Raw genomic sequence first — 19,601 nt, 5'->3', positions numbered from 1 at the left:
GGGTAAGGCGGGAACTATGAATGTCGAAAAACAGCTGTTTCACAACATCGCGATTTCGAGAAATCTGTGTAATGAGAATGCGTCACATAACTGGCTTGTTACTTAAACGACCGTGTGACTTTGCTGCGTTCCCTCATATGAGGGCGACCAGGGGACAACGGCGGAAGATGGCAATACCTGGCTGGCACGGAAGGCGCGACCGGAATAACGCGGTCATAAAAATAATCATTGATGTGGGACGTCGTCACATGGCAGGCGCGTATCCAGGCCTATGGCGAGTCGGAATCGGCGCTCGGCACTGCCGCAGCTCCCTGATGAGCGCGAATGTATATGTCCAATGGGAGGATGGATATCGTGCCGGCCTTGCGACGTCGACAGTCCGCTCAGTATCGCGCGTCGCCGCGCTGCTTGGGTACCGCTATGGCCGCGATCTCTCGTGCGCGCGCATGAAGAGGCATATTTTGCGCCATCACGATTTCGGCGCCGCCGTATCCGAAGAAGCGCCTCGTTTAAATGGCCAGTACCGTGTATCGCGTGTATCGCGCGTAACCCCGCAGGCCGTCAATGAGACGACGCTGACCTCCTTTGCTGTTATGTGCCGCATCCTGCATATGTGTCGCGCCGCGGAGGCCGAGCGCCTATTACGCAAGCCCAACGGAACAGCAGCGATATGGAGATCTTCGAATATAAGCGATGCGCGGCTGGCGACCCGATTCCTATTCTGTGCAATGCCATGGATGGCGACCGGCGTCCTTATGCCGGGATTTTCGTGTGCCAACGGCGCACATGCGTCATTCAACAAAGCCTGAACGGGGTAAATATGAAAAAAACGTCTACGGCCGCAGTCGCTGTGTTGTCGATAATCACAGCGGTAGCCGCCATGCAAAGCGCCGTCGCCAAAACACCAGCGTGGCTGCAGGGCTGGACCATCAAGGGATTTGCCGCTGCTTACGACTGGACATCCATAAACAACCAGTTCTCCAAAGTCAACCAGTATACTTTGACGGAGGGAGGCGGGCTGTTTATTGGCAGTCCATCATACCGTGGTTTTAGCCTGGCAGTGGAGCCAATATTTCAGACAGGCTTGGGGCTGCATCCGAGCAACCCAAAGAACGTATCCAGGACGCTCGGGCCATCCGTTGCTGCTCTCGGTCAGGCTTATATCCAGTATCGTGGTTACGGATTCACGGTAAAGGGCGGCGACTTTATCACGACCTCCTCTCCCTGGAGCAGCTCGTCCGTGGGCATACGATTGCTGCCCATCACGTATCAGGGCGTGCACGTGAAATTCCGCGCGAGCCGGCACCTCCATCTCTATGCCTCGCGCGTGGTGCGTTATCGCTACGTCAACGAGAGTCGGTACAACGCAGGGACGATATACACGACCTACCTGCCGGGTCTGGCGGGCCGTACCTCTTCTGGGTACATGAGTGCGGGCCTCAATTACGAAAGAAGGATTCCCCGAGCGGATGAGCTCGATACCAAGGATTCGGTATGGGCCTGGGACTATTACCAATACGCAAGGCTATATCTCGCGCAGACCGTCGATTCGGCAAAGCTGGGTCGCGCTACCGGGATTGTGGGCCTCCAGGTGATGGACGCCAAAAAACAAAGCGGCTATCTCGGCCGAGTGGACGCCCAGGTTTATGGTGCGGAGGTGGGCGCCGCATACAGACCTTTTAAGCTGGTCCTAGCGGACGACTACCTACCAGCGCACCCGAACGCGTTCAATTACGGCGGCCTCGCCACTCCCTACAACACCATAACGGATTCGGGCCCGATGTTTTCCCAACCCATAACCGACAGTACTGAGGACTTCGGGTCAGGATCGGCCTACAGCGTGCACCTCGACTATCTCGGAATACCACGGCTCTTTACGCAGATACGCTTCGTGGATTTGCACATGCGAACCACGCCTGTCTATTCCAACTTTCGGGAGGTGAGCCTTCTTGTTTCCTACAAGCTGAAGGCCGTAAAGGGCCTCAACATAACAAATATCGCCAACTACGCGACCGAGTATCCAAATCGGAATCTACCCGGATTTTTCCAAAACCGAATCATGCTCGTATATACGTTTTAACCGCTTATCACACGAGGAAAGCACCATGAAAAGGCCGTCCACACTGATTCTTTCTGCCATGCTCCTTGGCATACCCTTAGTTTCGTCGGCTGCGTCTCTGGCGTCTGTTTGTAATGCCCTTCAGCATAAATATCCGGAATTCCGGGGCAAGACGCTTACGCAGGCCTTGACGCCCTATACGCCGGGCTACGAGTCCTTGAATCCCAAAAACCCCACGCAATACATGGGGTTCGATGTTGATCTTGCAAAATCCCTAGGCGACTGCCTGGGGTTCAAGATACGCTACAAGCCCGTAGCCTTCGATGCCCTTTTGCCGACCCTGCAGGCCGGACGCGCCAGCTTTGTCATGTCAGATATCTACGCGACCAAGGAGCGCGCAAAGGCGGCGAACTTCATTACTTATGCGAAGGTGTTCGATGGTACGCTCGTAGCGAAAGGAAATCCGCTTAAAATCACTGGCATAAATACCTCGCTCTGTGGACATACCGTTGCGGAGAATACCGGCTTCGTAGAGGTACCGTTGGTGCAAGGGGTTGCCAAGAAGTGTGTGGCCGAAAAGAAGCCGGCCCCGCGCATTCTCCTATTTGATAATAATGCGGATTGTTTCGAGTCGCTTTTGACGGGGCGCGCGAACGCGTATTTCAATGACGCCAATACGATAAATCACGCCGTGGCCGCCAACCCTGATAAGCTCATGAATGCAGGGGATATGCGGCTGCCATTCTATGTGGGGCTCGCTGTGCCCAAGGACAACGCTACCATGCTGAACGCCTTCAAGGGGGCATTAAGCGCTGTACAGAGGGCTGGTATCGAGAAGAAGCTGCTGGTGAAGTGGGGTTTCCCGAAGACGCTACAACAGACACCGCAAGTCATTCGGTGAGTGGCCGGCGGAGCGCATAAGTGGAACTGTTCATTCATTATCTTTTCATGCCGTATCTGCTGGAGGGGATACGAATAACGGTGTATGTGACTGCCATAGGCATAGCGGGGGGAGCGGTTCTCGGGGCCGCTCTGTCCCTCTTACAGCTTTCCCGGGTGAGGCTCGTGTCTCTTTGCGCCAAGGTGTATGTCGGCATTTTCAGGGGCACACCGCTCATATTGCAGATGGTATTCGCCTACGACGCCATGCCGCGTATTGGCATCCGCTTGCCCGGAGTAGTGGCCGCCGGGGTCGCCTTAGCGGCAAACGAGGCGCCGTTTATTGCGGAAATGATACGAAGCGCAATCGCAAGCGTGGGCGCGGGCCAGAGATTGGCCGGCAAAACCCTGGGCCTTTCCGCATGGCAGCGAGCACGGCGCATAGTGTGGCCCCAAGCCTTCCGTGCCGCGCTGCCGGCGGCGGGGAACGCGGTCATATCGGCCCTCAAGAACTCCGCGTTGGCCATGGTGATAGCGGTGCCCGAGCTTACGTTGCGAAGTACGCAGCTCGCCTCATCGACGTTTGACTTCTTCTCGATATTTTTCGCAGCAGGCGTGTGGTATCTCGTGCTGACCGGCGTGGTGAGCCTCGTCCAGGTCGCTCTAGAAAGCCTATTCGGCTACGACCGGCCCCGCGCCGGCACTAGCAGGGGCGCCGTAATCCAAGGAAAAGCACCGGCCATTGGTGTAGGCATGATGGCGCAGGGCACAGACCGGGACGCGGCGCAGGCCATCGTTGCGGGACGCGTTACGGAGTCACGATTGGAGTATGCGGATCCAAGAGATAAGGTGCCGGAGTATTGCGTCGAAGCCATGAATCTCAGAAAGAGTTATCACGGCAAGGACGTACTGTCGGATGTCACATTGCGGCTGCGCACGGGCACAACCACGGTGCTCTTGGGTGCAAGTGGCGCTGGGAAGAGTACGCTCCTCAGGTGTTTCGGGTTGCTCGAGACGCCCGACGCGGGGGAGATGCGTATCGGCAACAGGCGCTTTCAGTTCGGTGCGGGCAGCGCCGCGCACTATGACGACAAGCGTCTGACGACAGAACGGCTGGCGGGGGGTGTGACCGTCATATTGCAGAACTTCGAGCTGTTCCCACATATGACCGCCGTGGAGAATGTAACGCTCGCGCTTACCGCGACCTACGGGGTTGGGCGCCGGGACGCAGAGGAAGTGGCGCGCGCGACCCTAGAATCCCTCGGGCTATCGATGCATGCGGATAAGTATCCGCGTCATCTTTCCGGAGGCCAGCAGCAGCGGGTGGCCATCGCGAGGGCGCTCGTCATAAAGCCAAGACTCCTTCTTATGGACGAGCCGACTTCGGCGCTCGATCCCGAGTCAGTCAATGGCATACTGGAGCTTGTGGGCGAGCTTAAGAAGAAGGGCGATATATCCATCATTATTACGACGCATCAGTTGAAGGTCGCAAGCCGGCTCGGTGATACGGTGGTGTTCATGAATAACGGCCAGATTGTGGAGTACGGTAGCGCAATTGACGTGCTTACGAAGGCCACGGATCCCAAAACCATCCGGTTCGTTGAGGCATTCGGGTAGAGATACGGTCAGAATGTTCGGGGCAAGTGGCTTGTGGGGTCGACTGGTGGCGCGCGCTGTGTGGCCTGTGGGATTAACGAAGGAGGAAGGATGCAAGCGCAGTTTAATGATATTCCTGCGGCGCCAAGGCCCATTGCGCCCTATTCGCATTCGGTGCTCTGTGGCCCATTTCTTTTTTTAACGGGGCAGATGCCCATTGATCCCGTAAGCAATCAGTGGGTGCGAGGCGACATCGGCAATCAGACCTTGGCGGTCATGGCGAACATAAAAATCGTTCTGGCCTATTCGGGGTTTTCCATGCGTAACATTGTGCAATGCCGGGTCTATCTGTCGCGCATGGATCTCTATGAGGCGTTCAACAATGCTTACGAGAGCGAGTTTGCGATGGCCCAGGCGAATCTACCGGCGAGAACATGCGTCGCCATATCGGGATTGGCTGGAGGCGCCGATGTGGAAATAGACGCCATAGCCTGGAAGCCGTTGGACTAGAGGGCCCTCGACGGGGGGTTTATACGTGGGCACGCAAGGGAGGCAAGATGCTGTATAGAGTAGAGGCAACGCCAGAGACGGTGCATTGGGGCTACTTCGATGCGAGCCTGAGGCCCGTGCAGATCGTAAAAAGCGGGGACATCATAGCGATGGAGGCGATTACTCATCATGCAGGGGATGCCCCACGATTGATGATGGACGAGAAAGTGGAGCGCATATTTCATGGCGTACCCATAGAAGACCGTAATCCCGGCGTGCATATCATGACGGGGCCCATCTATGTGGAGGGTGCGAAGGCCGGGGACATGCTGCAGGTGGAATTTCTCTGGATGGATGTCAGGAACGCCTATGGATCGAACTATTCGGCACCATGGGGCTACCTCTACGAAGAGACAAATCGGAGAGAGCGCGTCACGATCTATCGCGCGGATGCCGCGAACATGTTTGCGAGAGCCATCTATGCCTATGACTATCCGGATCAATACAGTTATCCCGGAAAAATCGTGACGGAATCTGCATGTCGCCATGACGTGGCTTGCAGGGGGATATCCGTGCCCCTGGCTCCGCACTTGGGAACAGCGGGTGTCGCGCCGGATGTGGCCGGGAGAGTCAGCACAATACCTCCGGGGGCGCACGGCGGAAATATCGATAACTGGCGCATAGGCGCGGGGGCACGGATGTTCTACCCGGTATTTGTCGACGGCGCCTTATTTTCCGTGGGTGATCCTCATATTTCCCAGGGTGACGGCGAGCTGAATGGGACCGCGATAGAGGCCTCCCTTAACGTGGGTGTACGCGTGCATGTGAGGAAGGATTTCTACTTTCCCACGCCGCTTCTTGAAACGGCGCAAGAGTGGGTCGTGCATGGCTTTGACGAGGATCTGAATGGGGCCATGCGGACGACAGCGCTTGATACATTGCGGTTTCTGACAGACATAAAAAGGTTGAGTCAAGGAGATGCCTATTCGTTGGCGAGCGTTGCCTGTAATTTTGGCGTGACGCAGGTCGTTGATGGCAGAAAGGGGATGCACGCGATTATCCCGAAGGCCTTGTTTAGGGAGGATTTGCTCAACCTTAGTTAAAACACCAGTTAGGTGCTGCGCCAATCCGCCGTGGCCAAGAGCGGCTTTCGGTGGCGTGGCCGGGAGGTCCAACCAGCAGCCCTCGCGACCCAGGATCACGGTCATTGCCGGTGAACCCGGCCGGCATGAACCTGGAGGTATCCTCGGGGTAACGGCGCAGACCGCATTGCGTTGCGCATATCGCGGTCGTGCCAGGAGGCCTTGGCGCGCGTACGCGGTAGAAGGCCGCCGATGGCGCGTTGAATGTTCTTATCTCCGGCGGGCGCTGCGCGGACATCTGGACGATGTCGGCATATCCAGGGGCCCGGGCGGGGGGTTGGGCGTCGGCCCCGGGAGTGGCCCGGTCTCGTTCGAGATGGCGCCTGGTCGGGGGCTCGACGCGCCCTTGCATCAGGATCGATGCGAGTGGGTCTGGGAACGTCGCGTCCCGCGACAAGGGGTGTCTCAAGGGGTGAATGAAGCATGGTTTCGACAGGTCGTCAGGGGATGTCCTCGCTCATGGTCGCAGGGAGTGCAGCGCGCGTGAGCGGCACATCCGTATGGGGGGTTTCTTGTTGCGCATACCGACGCGCGGCCGATAACGGTCCGTCTCCTCCCGCAGGGACCGTGGGTAGGGCGGTCTAGTGGCACCTATTCTCGTCTACATGGGGCTTGGGCTTGTCACCGGGCTGCTCGCCGGCATGCTCGGCATCGGCGGGGGCAGTGTGGTGGTGCCGGCGCTGGTATTTGTGTTTGGCAAAGAGCATCTCGCCCCGGGACTGGCCATGAAGCTTGCCATAGGGACATCGCTTGCCAGCATCCTCTTTACTTCGCTTGCCGCCATCCGCGCGCAGCAGAAGCGGGGTGCGATCGACTGGTCGGTGGCCGCGCCGCTTGGGCTTGCCACCTTGGTCGGGAGTCTTGCCAGCGGCTATCTGGCGGGTTTTCTGCCCGGTGTCCTCTTGAAGGAGATCTTCGGGGTGTTTCTGACCCTAGTCGGCCTGCAGGTGTTCGCCGACTGGCGGCCGGCGGCCCATTGGCGCCTACCGGCACGCCCCGCGCTCATGGGTGTGGGGGTGGGCATAGGGGCCTTGTCGGCGATCCTGGGCATTGGAGGCGGCAGCCTGACCGTCCCGTTCCTGACCGCTTGCAACGTCGACATGCGCCGCGCGATCGCCATCTCCGCGACCCTGGGGCTGCCGATCGCGTTCTTTGGCGCCCTGGGCTTTGCGCTCTCCGGCCAGCATCGGGCCGGTCTGCCGCCGGGTACTGTCGGTTATATTTATCTGCCGGCCCTGGCTGGGCTCACCACCGTCGCCCTGCTGGTCGTGCCGCTCGGCGTGCACCTCGCCCACAACCTGCCGGTCACGCAATTGAAGCGCGTGTTCGGTGTCCTATTGATCCTAGTCGGCGTGCAGATGGTATTTGGGGGGTAAGCGAAACCCCTTTACCGCACATGCGCAAATCGCATCGGTTCGGGCGATCCCCGGATCACCGTCCATCACCCGGATCATTTCCTGATCCCTGTCTCCCGGCCTGTCTGCGGGTGGAAAGTGAGCGGGCCACGGCCTCGGCGGCCTTGATGCCGTCGACGGCCGCCGACAGGATGCCGCCGGCGTAGCCTGCGCCCTCACCTGTGGGGTACAGACCGCGGGTGTTGCGGCTTTGGTGATCGTCGTTGCGGGTGATGCGGATCGGGGCGGATGTGCGCGTCTCGACGCCGGTCAAGATCGCATCAGAGAGCGCGAAGCCTGCGATCTTGTGCGCGAACACCGGCAGGGCCTCGCGCAAGGCGTCGGCGGCGTAGTCGGGCAGGACCTCGCTCAGGTCGCCGAAGCGAACCCCAGGCTGGTAGGAGGGGATGACATCGCCGGGCCCATGGCTTGCCCGGCCGGCGAGGAAGTCTGCGAGACGCTGGGCCGGGGCCTCGTAGGTGCCCCCGCCCAGGGCGAATGCCCGTTCTTCCCAATGGCGCTGGAAGGCCACTCCGGCGAGGACGTCGTCGTTGCCGAAGTCGGCTGGTGTCACGCCCACCACGATCGCGCTATTGGCGTTGCGCTCGTTGCGCGAATATTGGCTCATGCCGTTGGTGACCACCCGCCCCGGTTCGGAGGCCGCGGCCACTACCGTGCCACCCGGGCACATGCAAAAACTGTAGACCGGTCGGCCGCCGGAGGTGCGCTGGGCGAGCTTGTAGTCGGCGGCGCCGAGCAGCGGGTGGCCGGCGTGGCGCCCGAAGCGGCAACGATCGATGAGCGATTGCGGGTGCTCTATGCGCAGGCCGATCGCAAACGGCTTGGGTTCCAGGAACACCCCGCGGTCGCGCAGCATGGCAAAGGTGTCGCGCGCGCTATGGCCTATGGCGAGTATGACGTGACGGGCCTCAAGGGTGCGGCCGTCGGCGAGTGTAAGTCCGCGCATGACGCCGCCGGTACGGTCGATGTCGACCACCCGGCTCTCGAAATGGACCTCGCCGCCCAGCCCCTCAATGGTCGTGCGCATGCGCTCGACAACCCCTACCAGGCGGAAGGTGCCGATGTGGGGCTTGCTGATCGTGAGGATCTCGGGGGGTGCGCCGGCGCGCACGAACTCCTCCAGGACCTTGCGCCCATAGTGATGAGGATCGCTGATCTGGCTATGGAGCTTGCCGTCGGAAAAGGTCCCGGCGCCCCCCTCGCCGAATTGCACATTCGACTCCGGGTTCAGCACCTTCCTGCGCCACAAGGCGAAGGTATCGGCGGTGCGTGCGCGGACCGGCTTGCCGCGCTCCAGGATGATGGGGCAAAGGCCCATCTGCGCCAGCAAGAGCCCTGCGAACAGGCCGGCGGGCCCGAGGCCCACGACCACCGGGCGCGGGCGCGGCGGACGCGATGCCTGCACCGGCGGCCGGTAGCGGGTATCGGGGCACGCGACGATGTGCGGGTCTTTACGGTGACGCGCCAGCAGCCGTGCGTCATCGCCTGTGGTCACGTCGAGCGTATAGACGAGCATGATGCGATCTGGCTGGCGCGCATCATAGCCGCGGCGGGCGATGGTGTAAGAGCGCAGCTCGCTCGGTGGTACGCGCAGCGCTCGGGCGATGGCGACACGCAGCGCGTGTTCGTCGTGATCCAGGGGGAGCCGGACTTCAAGGAGCCGTAACATCAAGGATGTCCGTATGCGGTTTGGCAGGCATTCAGGCGCGGTGCTTGGCGCGCCGCGGTCCCCACTCTACCCGATTTCCGCGACCGGTGTCTGCCGGCAGCCTGTCACACCGGCCAAGTCTCGGCCTCGGGTCTCGGGCGCCATGGTCCGACGGCCCCGGCGCGATCGCGCCCGATGGCCGCGCTTTGTGACGCGCGTGGCGTTTCGGGTTATCTTTAGGGGGTGGCCGGCGGCATGCGGGCGGGATCAGATCAAGGTCCCGGGCGGCATACGGCTACAGCATAGCGGGGTCGGGGACGGCAGTCAGGCCTTCCGCGCACGATCGGGCCTTGCGCGCCCATAGCACAGCCACTTCGGGATCGGATCATGTCAGTCGATGAGAACACACAGAAAGCCGCCTCCGCCACGCCCACGCTGCGTTTGGCGCGCGGCTGGCGTTATGAGGATCTTTTCCCGCGCGAGGGGCTTGCGCGCCTCGATGGCGAGTTTTTGGACCATGTCCAGGCGCGCGACGCCGAGCTCGCCGCGCGCCTGCGCGCCTTCCGCGCCGGGGCCGCGGCCGAGTCGGCGGTGGCGCATAGCACCTTCCTGTTGGCAGTGGCCGCGCATATCGACGCGTTCATGGCCGAGCTCTTTGGCATCGAGGGCGAGGTGGCGGCCCTGCAGGGCGCGACCGTGAGCCATGACGGCGTCATGCAGTTCAAGAAGCAGTTTGTGCAGCGCCGGGCCCGGCGTTACCGCGGGGACTTCCCGCAAAGCTTCGCGGATCTCGATGCCTGGCTGGATGACGAGGCGCGCAAACGCGGCCTGCCGCAAAGCGACCGGGAATGGGCGATCGCGCGCCTGGGCGAGGAGTGGCTGGCCGACGAGAAGGGTCACGAGCCCGAGATCACGCGCCTCACCCAATGGTGCGCCATGGTCTTGAACGACGGCGACATCCGTGCGCAATTCTCCGGCTGGGCAAGCTTTCTGCTCCCTGAGCGCGTGGACCACACCCATCTCGTGCCCGTGAACCGCGTCGTGCGCTACGGCGTCGACATGGCTGAGGGGCCGCAGGCCGGGTTCCGGCGCCGCGACGGCTTCCATCTGACCGACCTGCGCATGGATGCGCGTCACATCCAGAGCGAGGCCCACTATTGCCTGTATTGTCATGACCATGACGGGGATTTCTGTTCGAAGGGCTTTCCCGAGAAAAAGGGTGTCCCCGAGCTTGGGCTCAAGGTCGATCCCCTAGGCGTGACGCTCACCGGCTGCCCCCTGGAAGAAAAGATCTCGGAGATGAATCTTTTGCGCCGCGACGGCCTGAATATCGCCGCGCTTGCCATGGTGATGATCGACAATCCCATGGTTCCGGCCACCGGGCACCGGATCTGCAACGATTGCATGAAGGGCTGCATCTATCAGAAACAGGACGCGGTCAATATCCCGCAGATCGAGACGCGGGTGCTCACCGATGTCCTCGATCTCCCCTGGGGTGTCGAGATCTACGATCTGCTGCTGCGCTGGAACCCCCTGCTCCAGCACGACCCGCTGCCGGGTGTCGATAACGGCCGTAAGGTGCTGGTGGTGGGCATGGGGCCGGCAGGCTTCACCATGGCCCACTATCTGAGCCGCGCCGGCTGCGCGGTGCTGGGGATCGACGGGCTCAAGATCGAACCGCTGCCCGAGGCGATCGTGGCCGGCCCCGTGTTGTCCTGGAGGCAGCTGACCGAGGACCTTGATGAGCGCATCCTGCTGGGTTTCGGCGGAGTCGCCGAATATGGCATCACGGTGCGGTGGGACAAGAACTTCCTGAAGCTTATCTATCTCAGCCTCGCACGCCGTTCGCGCCTGCGTATCATGGGGGGCGTGCGCTTCGGCGGGACGATACGCGTCGATGATGCCTGGACGCTCGGCTTCGATCACATCTGTATCGCCACCGGGGCCGGCCTGCCGCGTGTCATACCCATGACCAACAGCCTCGCCCGCGGCATGCGTCAGGCGAGCGATTTTCTGATGGCCCTGCAGCTTACGGGTGCGGGCAAGGACACGAGCCTCGCCAACCTGCAGGTGCGGCTCCCGGCGGTTGTCATAGGGGGTGGGCTCACCGCCGTCGACACCGCGACCGAGGTCCAGACATATTACATAAAGCAGGTGAGCAAGATACTGACGCGCTACGAGACCATGGTCGAGACCCTGGGGGTGGAGGCGGTGCGCAAGGGTCTGCCGCCCGAGGACGAGGGCATCCTGGATGAGTTCCTGGCCCATGGCAGGGCGGTGCGCGCCGAGCGCGAACGTGCGGAGCGCGCGGGTGAGGCCCCGAATTTCATACCACTGTTGCGTTCGTGGGGTGGGGTGACGCTCGCCTATCGCAAGGGGATGAACAATTCACCTGCCTATACACGTAATCACGAGGAGCTGATCAAGGCCTTGCAGGAGGGGCTGTATTACGCCGAGGGCCTGGATCCCTTGCGTGCGGATTTGGACGCTTACGGACACGTCCAGGCATTGGTCCTGCGGCGCATGCGCGAGGTGGAAGGCCGCTGGGTGACCGGTGATCAGGAGGTGAAGCTCCCGGCGCGCACTGTCCTGGTGGCCGCCGGAACGGTCCCCAATACCATCTATGAGCGCGAATATCCGGGCACCTTCGTGCTTGACGGCGATCATTTCGAGGGCCATGTCGCTCATGGGGACCACTTGCAGGCGGTGCAGGTGGCACCGCACTGCAAGGCCCCGGAGACCGGGCCCTTTACCTCCTATGAGAAGGACGCCTACCGTGTGAGCTTCCTGGGCGACACCCACGCCGCCTTCCATGGCAGCGTGGTCAAGGCTGTGGCCTCGAGCAAGAGCGCCTTTCCGCAGGTCATGGCGGTACTCGAGGCCATGCCACGACCGGTGGCAGACGAGTCACCGGCGGCGTTCCTTGCGCGCATGCGTGAACTCTTCGAACCACGAGTGGTGGCTATCGACAAGTCCAATCCGGCCGTGGCGGAGATCTGGATCAAGGCCCCCATGGCCGCCCGAAACTTCCGGCCTGGCCAGTTCTTCCGGTTGCAGACCTTCGAATCGCGAAGCCCGGTCGTTGCCAATACCCGCCTGCAGGTCCCGGTAATCACCGTGAGTGGCACGGGCGTGGAAGACGACCGCGTGCGCCTCATGGTTTTGCAGTGGGGTGCGGGCGCGCGCGTCGCCGGGACCTTGAAACCGGGCGACCCGCTCATCCTCATGGGGCCCACGGGCGCGCCGACGGACATCCCGTCGGGGCAGACGATCCTGGTGGTGGCGGGGCGCTGGGGGGCTGCAGTCATGCTCGACATCGGCCCGGCGCTGCGCGAGGCCGGCAACCGCGTGGTCTACGTTGCGGCGTTCGCCAAGGCCTCGGAACTCGATAACCAGGACGGTCTCGAGGAGGCCGCCGACCAGATTGTGTGGTGTACGGCGCAGGGTCCGCGGATCGCGTCGCGTCGCCCGCAGGACCGATCGGTCGAGGCCACCGATATGGTCGCGCTGCTGACACAATATGCCGAAGGCGCCCTCGATCTGCCCGCCGATGCCGCCGCGCTACCGTCCGTCGATCGCATTCTGGTCATGGGGTCGACGGGTCTCCTGAAGGCCTTCCAGACGGCCATGAAGGGGGTGCTGCAGCCGCTCTTCAAGCCCAGCGTGAAGGCCATAGCCACCGTTGGCAGCCCCATGCAGTGCATGATGAAGGGGGTGTGCGCGCAGTGCCTGCAATGGCAGATCGATCCGGCTACCGGCCTACGCACGCGCGCGGTGTTTTCATGTGCCGAACAAGACCAGCCGCTCGCCTGGGTCGATCTCGAGAATCTCGCTGCCCGCCAGGGCCAGAACCGTCTTTTGGAGCGACTCAGCAACCAGTGGCTGTCGATCGTGCTTGATAGGGCGGCATCGCGTAAGGGTGGGGCCTGATCGGGGGCCCAGGGCCCCATGGGCCTTGGGTGGGGCGCGGTGTGATGTAGGGCACTGCGCCCCAGATCTTGAGAGGGCCGTGAATGGCGGCGCGCGCGAAGTCATGGTCGGCGGTGAGTAATAATGTCAGATCATAACGGATGCATGGCTGAGCGAGCAGCGCATCAAGAGTGCCCAGCGGGACTCCGTGGCGACGACGGAGGTTACGGAGGAGTGCCGCGTCAATGTCTGTGGTGATGAGCGCTTCGCCGTTTTCCAGGTCCCGGCGTAACGCCAGGACCTCGGGACACGCACGGGCATATCACGCCGTAAGGCCAGCGACCAGGCGCTGGTATCAACAAAAGGACTCATGGGCGCGAGCACTCGTCCTTGTAGTCGCATGTCTCGTCCCAGTCGAGCGCCCCCATCAGATCCAGCAACTGCCTTTGCGTGCGCCGCGCGATGAACTCCTTTAGGGCGCGAGTCACGGCCGCCTTCTGGGTTTCCCCGCTCACCGCCAGCGCCTGCTCGAGAGGCTCGGGGTCCGGAGACAGGTTGGTCGCCGTATCCCCATCGCATCACACAATGGGTCACACGTAATCCTGCACAATGCCCCGGCTCCCGCAACGCTCTCGCAGCGAATGTCGGTGGCCTCAACGTTTTGAACCGCGCGCGAAGTCGCGCTGACACTGAGCAAAGAGCCTACGCGCCGCGCGTCTTTGGAGAATGAGGCCCACCTCGCGATTGCGCTGAAGGCTCGAGGGACTTAAGTTCTCCGAGCCTATGAATGCCTGTGTGGGCCCTGCGATCAGCTTGGCATGAAGATAGGGGCTGCGCAGGAAGCGCACGTGCACGCCCTGGGAGGCGACATCGCGCGCGATGCGCCGGTCGTAGCGATCGAGGCGCATGGGCAGCAGCAGGTCCGCGGATGGCCCCTTGGCGCTGAGCGCTGCGAGTATCGGCCGATCATGCCCAAGTTCTTCGGACTCCACGCACACCCGGCCCGGGGCCTGCAGGAGGCGTACGAGTGCGCCGGTGGCCCCAGGGGACAGTACCAGCACCCGGCGTGGCGCGATGCCGGCATGGCGGTGCGTCCAGTCCGCCTGGAAGACCGTGCGCAGGGCCGTGGCGATGCGCGCATCGTGGCCCACCCACAGGTACTCGCGGTTTCTGTGAAAGGCCGACCAGCTCATGTTCGCGGTGCCGATTTCACTGTGGTTGCCTGACACCATGTATTTGGCGTGATCGAAGACATAGCGGCCGGTAAAACGCGGCGGGGCGTAGTGGACCGTCGCCCCGGTGGCGCGCAGTCGCGTCAGCTCGCCCCGAGGCCTGTGCCCGTAAGGATGCCGGGCAATGATGACGCGTACGCGCACCCCACGCTGCACGGCGGCATGCACCGCTGCCAGCACCCGGCGATCGGTCAGAAGGTAGGTGTTGATATCGAGCCGGGTACGCGCATCGCGTACGAAGCGGATGATCGGCGCGATGCCGGCATGGGGTTCTATGAAAAGCATGGCGCTGCCAAGTCTCCGTGGTGATTGGGATTTGGTGGCCGGACCTTGGCGGGCGGCCAACGACGGGGTAGTGAATCCGAAAAGCCCGTGGCGCACAAGCCGCGCGGCAACCCGAGGTCGGGGAGGCCGCGGAGTATGTCGCCGGCACGGGCCGCACCCAACCTTGCCGGATGACGTGTGACCGTCTACGGTTATGTCCCATGGGGTCACAATCGCCTCGCGCCGATGCCAGGCCCGCCAGGGGAGTCGGCAGGGGACCGCGTGCGCGGCGTACGGGGCGCGCGATACCGAGGATGGGATCATGGCGACAGCAGTGAAAGGGGCTGATGGGGCGGCGGCCAAGAAAAAGGCCGGTCCCAAGATGATGGTCTTCCAGTGGCAGGCACGCCCCCCGGGGGATGCCAAGGCCACCCCCCAGAAAGGCGAGATGGAGGCGGCGTCGGCGGCCATCGTCCGTGTCACCTTGCGCAAGCGCGGGCTCGAGGTGTTGTCGGTCAAGAAAAAACCCAAGCCGCTCTTTGCTGGTGCGGGGGGGTCAAGGAGGCGAATATCGTCGTCATGATCCGCCAGCTCTCGACTATGATCAACGCCGGCGTGCCCATGGTGCAGGCCTTCGAGCTGCTCGTCACCGCGAGCGACAGCCGGGGCATGAAGGCTATGCTCGAGGGCATACTGACCCCGATCAAGGATGGCGAGCGGGTGGCTGATGCCTTCAACCGTTATCCGAAATACTTCAATCGCCTGTTCGTATCACTGCTGGCTGCAGGCGACCAGGGCGGTATCCTCGATACCATCCTCCTGCGGCTCGCCGACTATCGCGAGAAGACGCTCGCCCTGCAAAAGAAGATCCGCTCGGCGATGATCTATCCGGCATCGATCATCACCGTGATGCTGCTCGTCACCTCCATCCTCATGATCTTCGTGATCCCGGTCTTCGCCCATCTCTTCGACAGCTTCGGGGCGACCCTCCCGGCGCTCACGCAGGCGGTCATCAGTATCTCGGACTGGATGCGCGGTCACTGGTATTTGGTGGTCTTCATCCCGATTGCCGCGGTCTGGGCCTTCATCATGGCCTATCGCAAGAGCCTGGGTTTTCGGACCCAGATCGATCGTATCTCGCTCAAGCTCCCGATCATGGGTGATGTCATCCTGAAGGGATCGGTGGCACGCTTCATGCGCACGCTCGCCACCATGCAGGCCGCCGGCGTCCCGATCAATGAGGCCCTGGAGACGTTGTCGCGAATCTCGAACAACGTCATCATCGAGCGCGCCGTGAATGCCGCCCGCGAGCGGGTTCTCGAGGGCGGTTTCATAACCGATTCCCTGAAGGAGAGCGGGGTATTTCCGGCCATGGCCGTGCATATGCTCGCCATCGGCGAACAGACCGGTGCGATCGAGGTCATGGCCGAAAAGGTCGCGGATTTCTATGAGGGAGAGGTGAGCGAGACCGTAGCGCGCATGTCGACGCTCATGGAACCGATCATTATGGTTGTTCTGGGCATCATCGTCGGTACCCTGGTCGTGGCCATGTATATGCCGATATTCGAGCTTGGCGCGGTCGTGACCCACGGCGGATAGGCGAGCGGTTCCCTCGAACGCGCCTCGAATGGGGTAAGCAGGGCCGGTGCATCGAGATCCCGCACCGTTATTAAGCCGGCGGCGGCGCACGGTTGCGGGCAAATGCAAGTTCCGGAAAGCTAGGTCGTGGAAGGTCTCGTAGGGCCGTTGAGCGCGTCTTGCGCCGCGCACCGGCCCAAGCGAAGTCACTGCAGGATCATTCCGTAACAGATTGAATTACCGCAATTCTGTGCCATCGGCGCGCGTCATGGCCTTGTGAGAGGGCCATTTTGTGCTACACCTTTCCTGTAGGTGTGCCGGTCTGCGCGGTGTAGGTGAAGGGTATGGAGAAAGGGCATACAAGCTACACAAACGAAATGCCCAAGGGCGATGAGGATGGGCAATGGGCGACGGGCACATAAAGCATGCCGCGACCGCGGGGCCACACGCGCGCGGGGTAACAGTGCTCGAACTCATGGTCGTCATTGCGATTATTGCTATTGCGACAGCGATGGCGGTGCCAGATCTGTCGGCGTGGTTGGTTAATGCCAGGATCCGGGAGGCGACCGGCCATATGGAGCAGAATATGCAATGGGCGCGATCCTATGCATTGAAGACCGGCCAGTCGGTTTATGTCCAGACCGGCTACTACAATGAGACCGGAGGTGGTACGGCCTGCTGGTGGACCGCGAGCCTAAGTGCCACGGGCACGCCTCTTCTCAATAACGCGCCGAACATGGAAAACCCCAACGTCACAACCCCCGGCGTGACTCAGCCCGTACTCTTCCAGACTCGGTATCCCGACGTATCGTGTCGATATGTGGAGCTGTACAACAACGGTCTGCCCGCGATCCCGCCACCGGCGCTGGGTGCGACATACGATCTGAAATTTTCGCCCGATGGCACGATCTGGGGGTCTTCCAACGGGGCACCCTATAGCTTGACGTATGGCGCGATGATGTTTAGCGCTCGCACCAACTCGGCCGGTTATGTGCAATGGCTGGCCGCGTATTACGGCGCCGGCGAGCTTCGCTCATGCGCCACTCAAACCGGGCCTGCGGCGGCCCCTCCTTACTCATGCGTCATATCTTGATCACGGCGCCATGCCGGTGCGTTCGTCACGGCGCCCCTAGGACGCTCGGGTTTACCTTGATCGAAAACCTCGTGGCGATGGTGATCTTTTTGGTGGGCGTCATGGCCGTCACGTATTTGCTGGCCGATGGCGTCCACCTCTCCAAGACGGGGCAGGGGCAGACGACGGCTTATATCGCGGCCCAAGAGATCATCGGCATGCTCCGTGTCAGCGGCCCCAACGCGTTGAGTTACAACGGGGTGACATTGACGAGCCAAAATCCACCTGTGGGAGGAGGGGCAAGCGTCTTTCAGACGAATCTCCAGACATGGTGGCAATCCTTGTTGCAACTGCCTGGAACAGCAGGGTCGCCGACAATTGCCAGTACCGGCCAGCCCCGCCTGCAGGCCAGCATTCAAGTCAAGCCGGCGGGTGCGGGTGGGAACGGCCAATGCCCCTGCCTAGCTACGATCACGGAATCCTGGGAGCAGAATACTTATGCTGTCTCGACTGAGATCGGATACTAGGCCTCACGAACGGGGGTTTACGTTGACCGAGCTCTTGGTCGCTCTGGTCATATCGTCCCTCGCGGCTGGGGCCATATACGGTGCCTTTACCGGGCTGTCATCGATCACGACCCAGACCCGTGCCCAAGACAACGCCTGGCAACAGGCGCGTACCGCGATGACGATGCTGACGCAGGCCATAGAACAGGCCGGCTATGGCCTTCCCATGAACGAATGTGGTGGCGGTATCTATACGAATGTTCCCGTCTCTACGAACGGCGCCCAGTACACGGTCTCAACCCCGGGCCCCAACGGCGGCCTTTTTCTGACGCCCGTCGCGGCCGCGCCGCAGGCCAACAGCAGTCCCTACTATTACAGCCCAGCGGGTATCAATACCTACGCGCTCACGACCGTTACCGGCGGTAGTGTCTTTGGGGCGGCGCCGGTCACCACTATTTCGGGCACGAGCGGCAAGAGTTTGACGTCCGTGAACTTCTTTGTGAGAAATGCCTCGGCGTTCTATCAAAACGACCTTTTCCTGATCGCATTACCGAACTCCAGCTGCCTGATGGGGCAGGTCACCAACCTCGGGGGCGCTGGCAATATCATTGCCGAATCGGGAAAGAGCACTTTTAATGTGCCCAAAGGCTTTTCGGGCACGGATCCCGCGATAACGACAAGCCAGCTCGTGAACCGGGGCGTCGTGGATTTGGGGAGCACGGGATTTAGCGTCAATAACTTTTTCATAAGCGATGGCGGTAGCGCCCTGGCCGGGACGCAGGTCCCATCCTTGTATATGCAAACCTATACCTATCTCAACAACACCGCTCAAACGCCCCCGCCAGCACTGCTTGTTGCACGCGGAATCGTCGATATGCAGGTGGCATTTGGTTATGGATTAAACGGGGTCGTGACCCAGTATGTGCTTCCGGGCAGTACGCCACCAGCCGGTATGACCGCCGCTGATCTCCTTACCGTGGAGATCACGCTTCTGGTACGCAGCACACGCTATACGCCAGGCCATTACGCGGGTGCCACGCCCTCAAAGACGGTATGGAATGGCACAAGCAATCCCAGTCTGCCCAAAGTCGTCTATGCGATTCCGACCAACCTTCCGGCGGGCCAGAGCATGGGGTGCGTTCAAGGAAATTGCAACCAATACCTGTATCGGACCTTTACGTCTGTCATTCCCGTTAGGAATGACATCTGGGGACAGTGATGCTTATCGCGGGAAGCCATACAGGGATCAGAGAGGGTGCGGCACGTCAGCGTGGGGTGACGCTGATGCTGGCGATATTTGTCATATTGGCTTTGACATTCGCGGTCCTTGGCCTTGTGTATTTTGTGCGTTATGGCTCGGAGGTTGCGTCCAATAGCGCCGTGCATACCGAGGCGATACAGGCCACGGACATTGGTCTGGAGGCGGCCAACACGCAATTGCAACTACATAGCGGATTTCCGGAAGCGTCCAATATGACCGGGATACAGTGGTGGTATAACCCGGCGCCGACAGCCCTAGGTCCGCCGCAGCCGCCCCCTGTATCGTTTTGGGCCACGTGCGCGCCCACCAAGTCCTGCGGCGCGACATCTATCATCATCAATGGCGTGACATTCAACGTCGAGTACGTCGTGGCCCCGAGCGGACTTCCGCCAGCGGTACTAAATGGAGCAAGCCAGGCATCATCTACCACGACGTCGTACATGACCTACTTGGCATATGTTAATGCGCAACTCTCGAATCAGGGCCTGGCAGCAGGCGAGCGCCACAATATGAACGCCGATATTGAGGCGACCTTACGAAAGGTGGAATGA

17 protein-coding genes are annotated in these 19,601 nt (G+C 61.5%); 13 read left to right on the top strand and 4 right to left on the bottom strand.

Annotated elements, in window-relative coordinates:
* The first annotated feature begins 670 nt into the window (after positions 1–670).
* The 6 genes from C4900_RS15880 to C4900_RS11340 all read left to right on the top strand — a co-directional run bounded on the left by C4900_RS15880 (position 671) and on the right by C4900_RS11340 (position 7,541).
* Positions 671–2,080, top strand: coding sequence for a hypothetical protein (locus tag C4900_RS15880; RefSeq protein WP_147267186.1), 1,410 nt, complete (start codon positions 671–673; stop codon positions 2,078–2,080).
* Between the two features lie 25 nt (positions 2,081–2,105).
* Entirely contained in the window at positions 2,106–2,960 is an 855-nt protein-coding gene (locus tag C4900_RS11360) for an ABC transporter substrate-binding protein (RefSeq protein ID WP_114283114.1), read from the top strand.
* A 20-nt stretch (positions 2,961–2,980) separates the two neighbouring features.
* The gene (locus tag C4900_RS11355; RefSeq protein WP_114283113.1) at positions 2,981–4,555 is read left to right on the top strand and encodes an amino acid ABC transporter permease/ATP-binding protein; all 1,575 of its coding nucleotides are present in this window, start codon (positions 2,981–2,983) and stop codon (positions 4,553–4,555) included.
* 90 nt (positions 4,556–4,645) lie between these two features.
* The gene (locus C4900_RS11350) at positions 4,646–5,044 is read left to right on the top strand and encodes a RidA family protein (RefSeq protein WP_065969191.1); all 399 of its coding nucleotides are present in this window, start codon (positions 4,646–4,648) and stop codon (positions 5,042–5,044) included.
* A 47-nt stretch (positions 5,045–5,091) separates the two neighbouring features.
* A complete protein-coding gene (locus C4900_RS11345; RefSeq protein WP_065969192.1) occupies positions 5,092–6,126 on the top strand; it encodes an acetamidase/formamidase family protein in 1,035 nt (344 codons plus the stop codon).
* Between the two features lie 623 nt (positions 6,127–6,749).
* Positions 6,750–7,541, top strand: coding sequence for a sulfite exporter TauE/SafE family protein (locus tag C4900_RS11340; RefSeq protein ID WP_114283112.1), 792 nt, complete (start codon positions 6,750–6,752; stop codon positions 7,539–7,541).
* 55 nt (positions 7,542–7,596) lie between these two features.
* On the opposite strand, the gene C4900_RS11335 is transcribed toward C4900_RS11340, so the two are convergent.
* Positions 7,597–9,249: an NAD(P)/FAD-dependent oxidoreductase gene (locus C4900_RS11335; RefSeq protein WP_065970849.1), complete on the bottom strand. Its 1,653-nt coding sequence runs from the start codon at positions 9,247–9,249 to the stop codon at positions 7,597–7,599.
* Between the two features lie 366 nt (positions 9,250–9,615).
* Here C4900_RS11335 and C4900_RS11330 point away from each other — a divergent pair, with 366 nt between their 5' ends.
* Entirely contained in the window at positions 9,616–13,158 is a 3,543-nt protein-coding gene (locus C4900_RS11330) for an FAD-dependent oxidoreductase (RefSeq protein WP_083995902.1), read from the top strand.
* Here C4900_RS11330 and C4900_RS17350 read toward each other — a convergent pair.
* The 3 genes from C4900_RS17350 to C4900_RS11315 form a co-directional block, all read right to left on the bottom strand.
* The gene (locus tag C4900_RS17350) at positions 13,097–13,435 is read right to left on the bottom strand and encodes a PIN domain-containing protein (protein ID WP_083995904.1); all 339 of its coding nucleotides are present in this window, start codon (positions 13,433–13,435) and stop codon (positions 13,097–13,099) included. The genes C4900_RS11330 and C4900_RS17350 overlap by 62 nt on opposite strands.
* Positions 13,436–13,505: 70 nt before the next feature.
* Positions 13,506–13,691 carry a type II toxin-antitoxin system VapB family antitoxin gene (locus C4900_RS11320; protein ID WP_065970847.1) on the bottom strand — a complete coding sequence of 62 codons (186 nt, stop codon included), beginning with the start codon at positions 13,689–13,691 and terminating at the stop codon, positions 13,506–13,508.
* 99 nt (positions 13,692–13,790) lie between these two features.
* Positions 13,791–14,654 carry a phospholipase D-like domain-containing protein gene (locus C4900_RS11315; RefSeq protein ID WP_065970846.1) on the bottom strand — a complete coding sequence of 288 codons (864 nt, stop codon included), beginning with the start codon at positions 14,652–14,654 and terminating at the stop codon, positions 13,791–13,793.
* Between the two features lie 301 nt (positions 14,655–14,955).
* Here C4900_RS11315 and C4900_RS16340 point away from each other — a divergent pair, with 301 nt between their 5' ends.
* The 6 genes from C4900_RS16340 to C4900_RS11290 all read left to right on the top strand — a co-directional run bounded on the left by C4900_RS16340 (position 14,956) and on the right by C4900_RS11290 (position 19,601).
* The gene (locus tag C4900_RS16340; protein ID WP_211306910.1) at positions 14,956–15,216 is read left to right on the top strand and encodes a hypothetical protein; all 261 of its coding nucleotides are present in this window, start codon (positions 14,956–14,958) and stop codon (positions 15,214–15,216) included.
* Positions 15,213–16,232, top strand: coding sequence for a type II secretion system F family protein (locus C4900_RS11310; RefSeq protein WP_211306909.1), 1,020 nt, complete (start codon positions 15,213–15,215; stop codon positions 16,230–16,232). The genes C4900_RS16340 and C4900_RS11310 overlap by 4 nt, the downstream gene beginning before the upstream one ends.
* A gap of 382 nt (positions 16,233–16,614) precedes the next feature.
* The gene (locus C4900_RS11305; RefSeq protein ID WP_065970844.1) at positions 16,615–17,304 is read left to right on the top strand and encodes a pilus assembly FimT family protein; all 690 of its coding nucleotides are present in this window, start codon (positions 16,615–16,617) and stop codon (positions 17,302–17,304) included.
* Positions 17,208–17,810, top strand: coding sequence for a type IV pilus modification PilV family protein (locus C4900_RS11300; RefSeq protein ID WP_083995900.1), 603 nt, complete (start codon positions 17,208–17,210; stop codon positions 17,808–17,810). Before C4900_RS11305 ends, C4900_RS11300 begins: the two co-directional genes overlap by 97 nt.
* A complete protein-coding gene (locus tag C4900_RS11295; protein WP_114283110.1) occupies positions 17,782–19,008 on the top strand; it encodes a PilW family protein in 1,227 nt (408 codons plus the stop codon). The genes C4900_RS11300 and C4900_RS11295 overlap by 29 nt, the downstream gene beginning before the upstream one ends.
* A complete protein-coding gene (locus C4900_RS11290) occupies positions 19,008–19,601 on the top strand; it encodes a hypothetical protein (protein WP_114283109.1) in 594 nt (197 codons plus the stop codon). Before C4900_RS11295 ends, C4900_RS11290 begins: the two co-directional genes overlap by 1 nt.

It is taken from the genome of Acidiferrobacter thiooxydans (assembly GCF_003333315.1).
In the GTDB taxonomy this organism is placed as follows: domain Bacteria; phylum Pseudomonadota; class Gammaproteobacteria; order Acidiferrobacterales; family Acidiferrobacteraceae; genus Acidiferrobacter; species Acidiferrobacter thiooxydans.
Note: the sequence above shows the minus strand (reverse complement) of the source record. Positions and strands in the feature narration are given on the sequence as shown.

What these genes read in the sequence shown, in the direction of transcription:
- C4900_RS11290 (WP_114283109.1), top strand. Translation starts at nt 19,008, where the DNA reads ATGCTTATCGCGGGAAGCCATACAGGGATCAGAGAGGGTGCGGCACGT.
- C4900_RS11310 (WP_211306909.1), top strand. Translation starts at nt 15,213, where the DNA reads ATGATCCGCCAGCTCTCGACTATGATCAACGCCGGCGTGCCCATGGTG.
- C4900_RS11335 (WP_065970849.1), bottom strand. Translation starts at nt 9,249, where the DNA reads ATGTTACGGCTCCTTGAAGTCCGGCTCCCCCTGGATCACGACGAACAC.
- C4900_RS11330 (WP_083995902.1), top strand. Translation starts at nt 9,616, where the DNA reads ATGTCAGTCGATGAGAACACACAGAAAGCCGCCTCCGCCACGCCCACG.
- C4900_RS16340 (WP_211306910.1), top strand. Translation starts at nt 14,956, where the DNA reads ATGGCGACAGCAGTGAAAGGGGCTGATGGGGCGGCGGCCAAGAAAAAG.
- C4900_RS11300 (WP_083995900.1), top strand. Translation starts at nt 17,208, where the DNA reads ATGGCTGGCCGCGTATTACGGCGCCGGCGAGCTTCGCTCATGCGCCAC.
- C4900_RS11295 (WP_114283110.1), top strand. Translation starts at nt 17,782, where the DNA reads ATGCTGTCTCGACTGAGATCGGATACTAGGCCTCACGAACGGGGGTTT.
- C4900_RS11345 (WP_065969192.1), top strand. Translation starts at nt 5,092, where the DNA reads ATGCTGTATAGAGTAGAGGCAACGCCAGAGACGGTGCATTGGGGCTAC.
- C4900_RS15880 (WP_147267186.1), top strand. Translation starts at nt 671, where the DNA reads ATGGAGATCTTCGAATATAAGCGATGCGCGGCTGGCGACCCGATTCCT.
- C4900_RS11315 (WP_065970846.1), bottom strand. Translation starts at nt 14,654, where the DNA reads ATGCTTTTCATAGAACCCCATGCCGGCATCGCGCCGATCATCCGCTTC.
- C4900_RS11360 (WP_114283114.1), top strand. Translation starts at nt 2,106, where the DNA reads ATGAAAAGGCCGTCCACACTGATTCTTTCTGCCATGCTCCTTGGCATA.
- C4900_RS11305 (WP_065970844.1), top strand. Translation starts at nt 16,615, where the DNA reads ATGGGCGACGGGCACATAAAGCATGCCGCGACCGCGGGGCCACACGCG.
- C4900_RS11350 (WP_065969191.1), top strand. Translation starts at nt 4,646, where the DNA reads ATGCAAGCGCAGTTTAATGATATTCCTGCGGCGCCAAGGCCCATTGCG.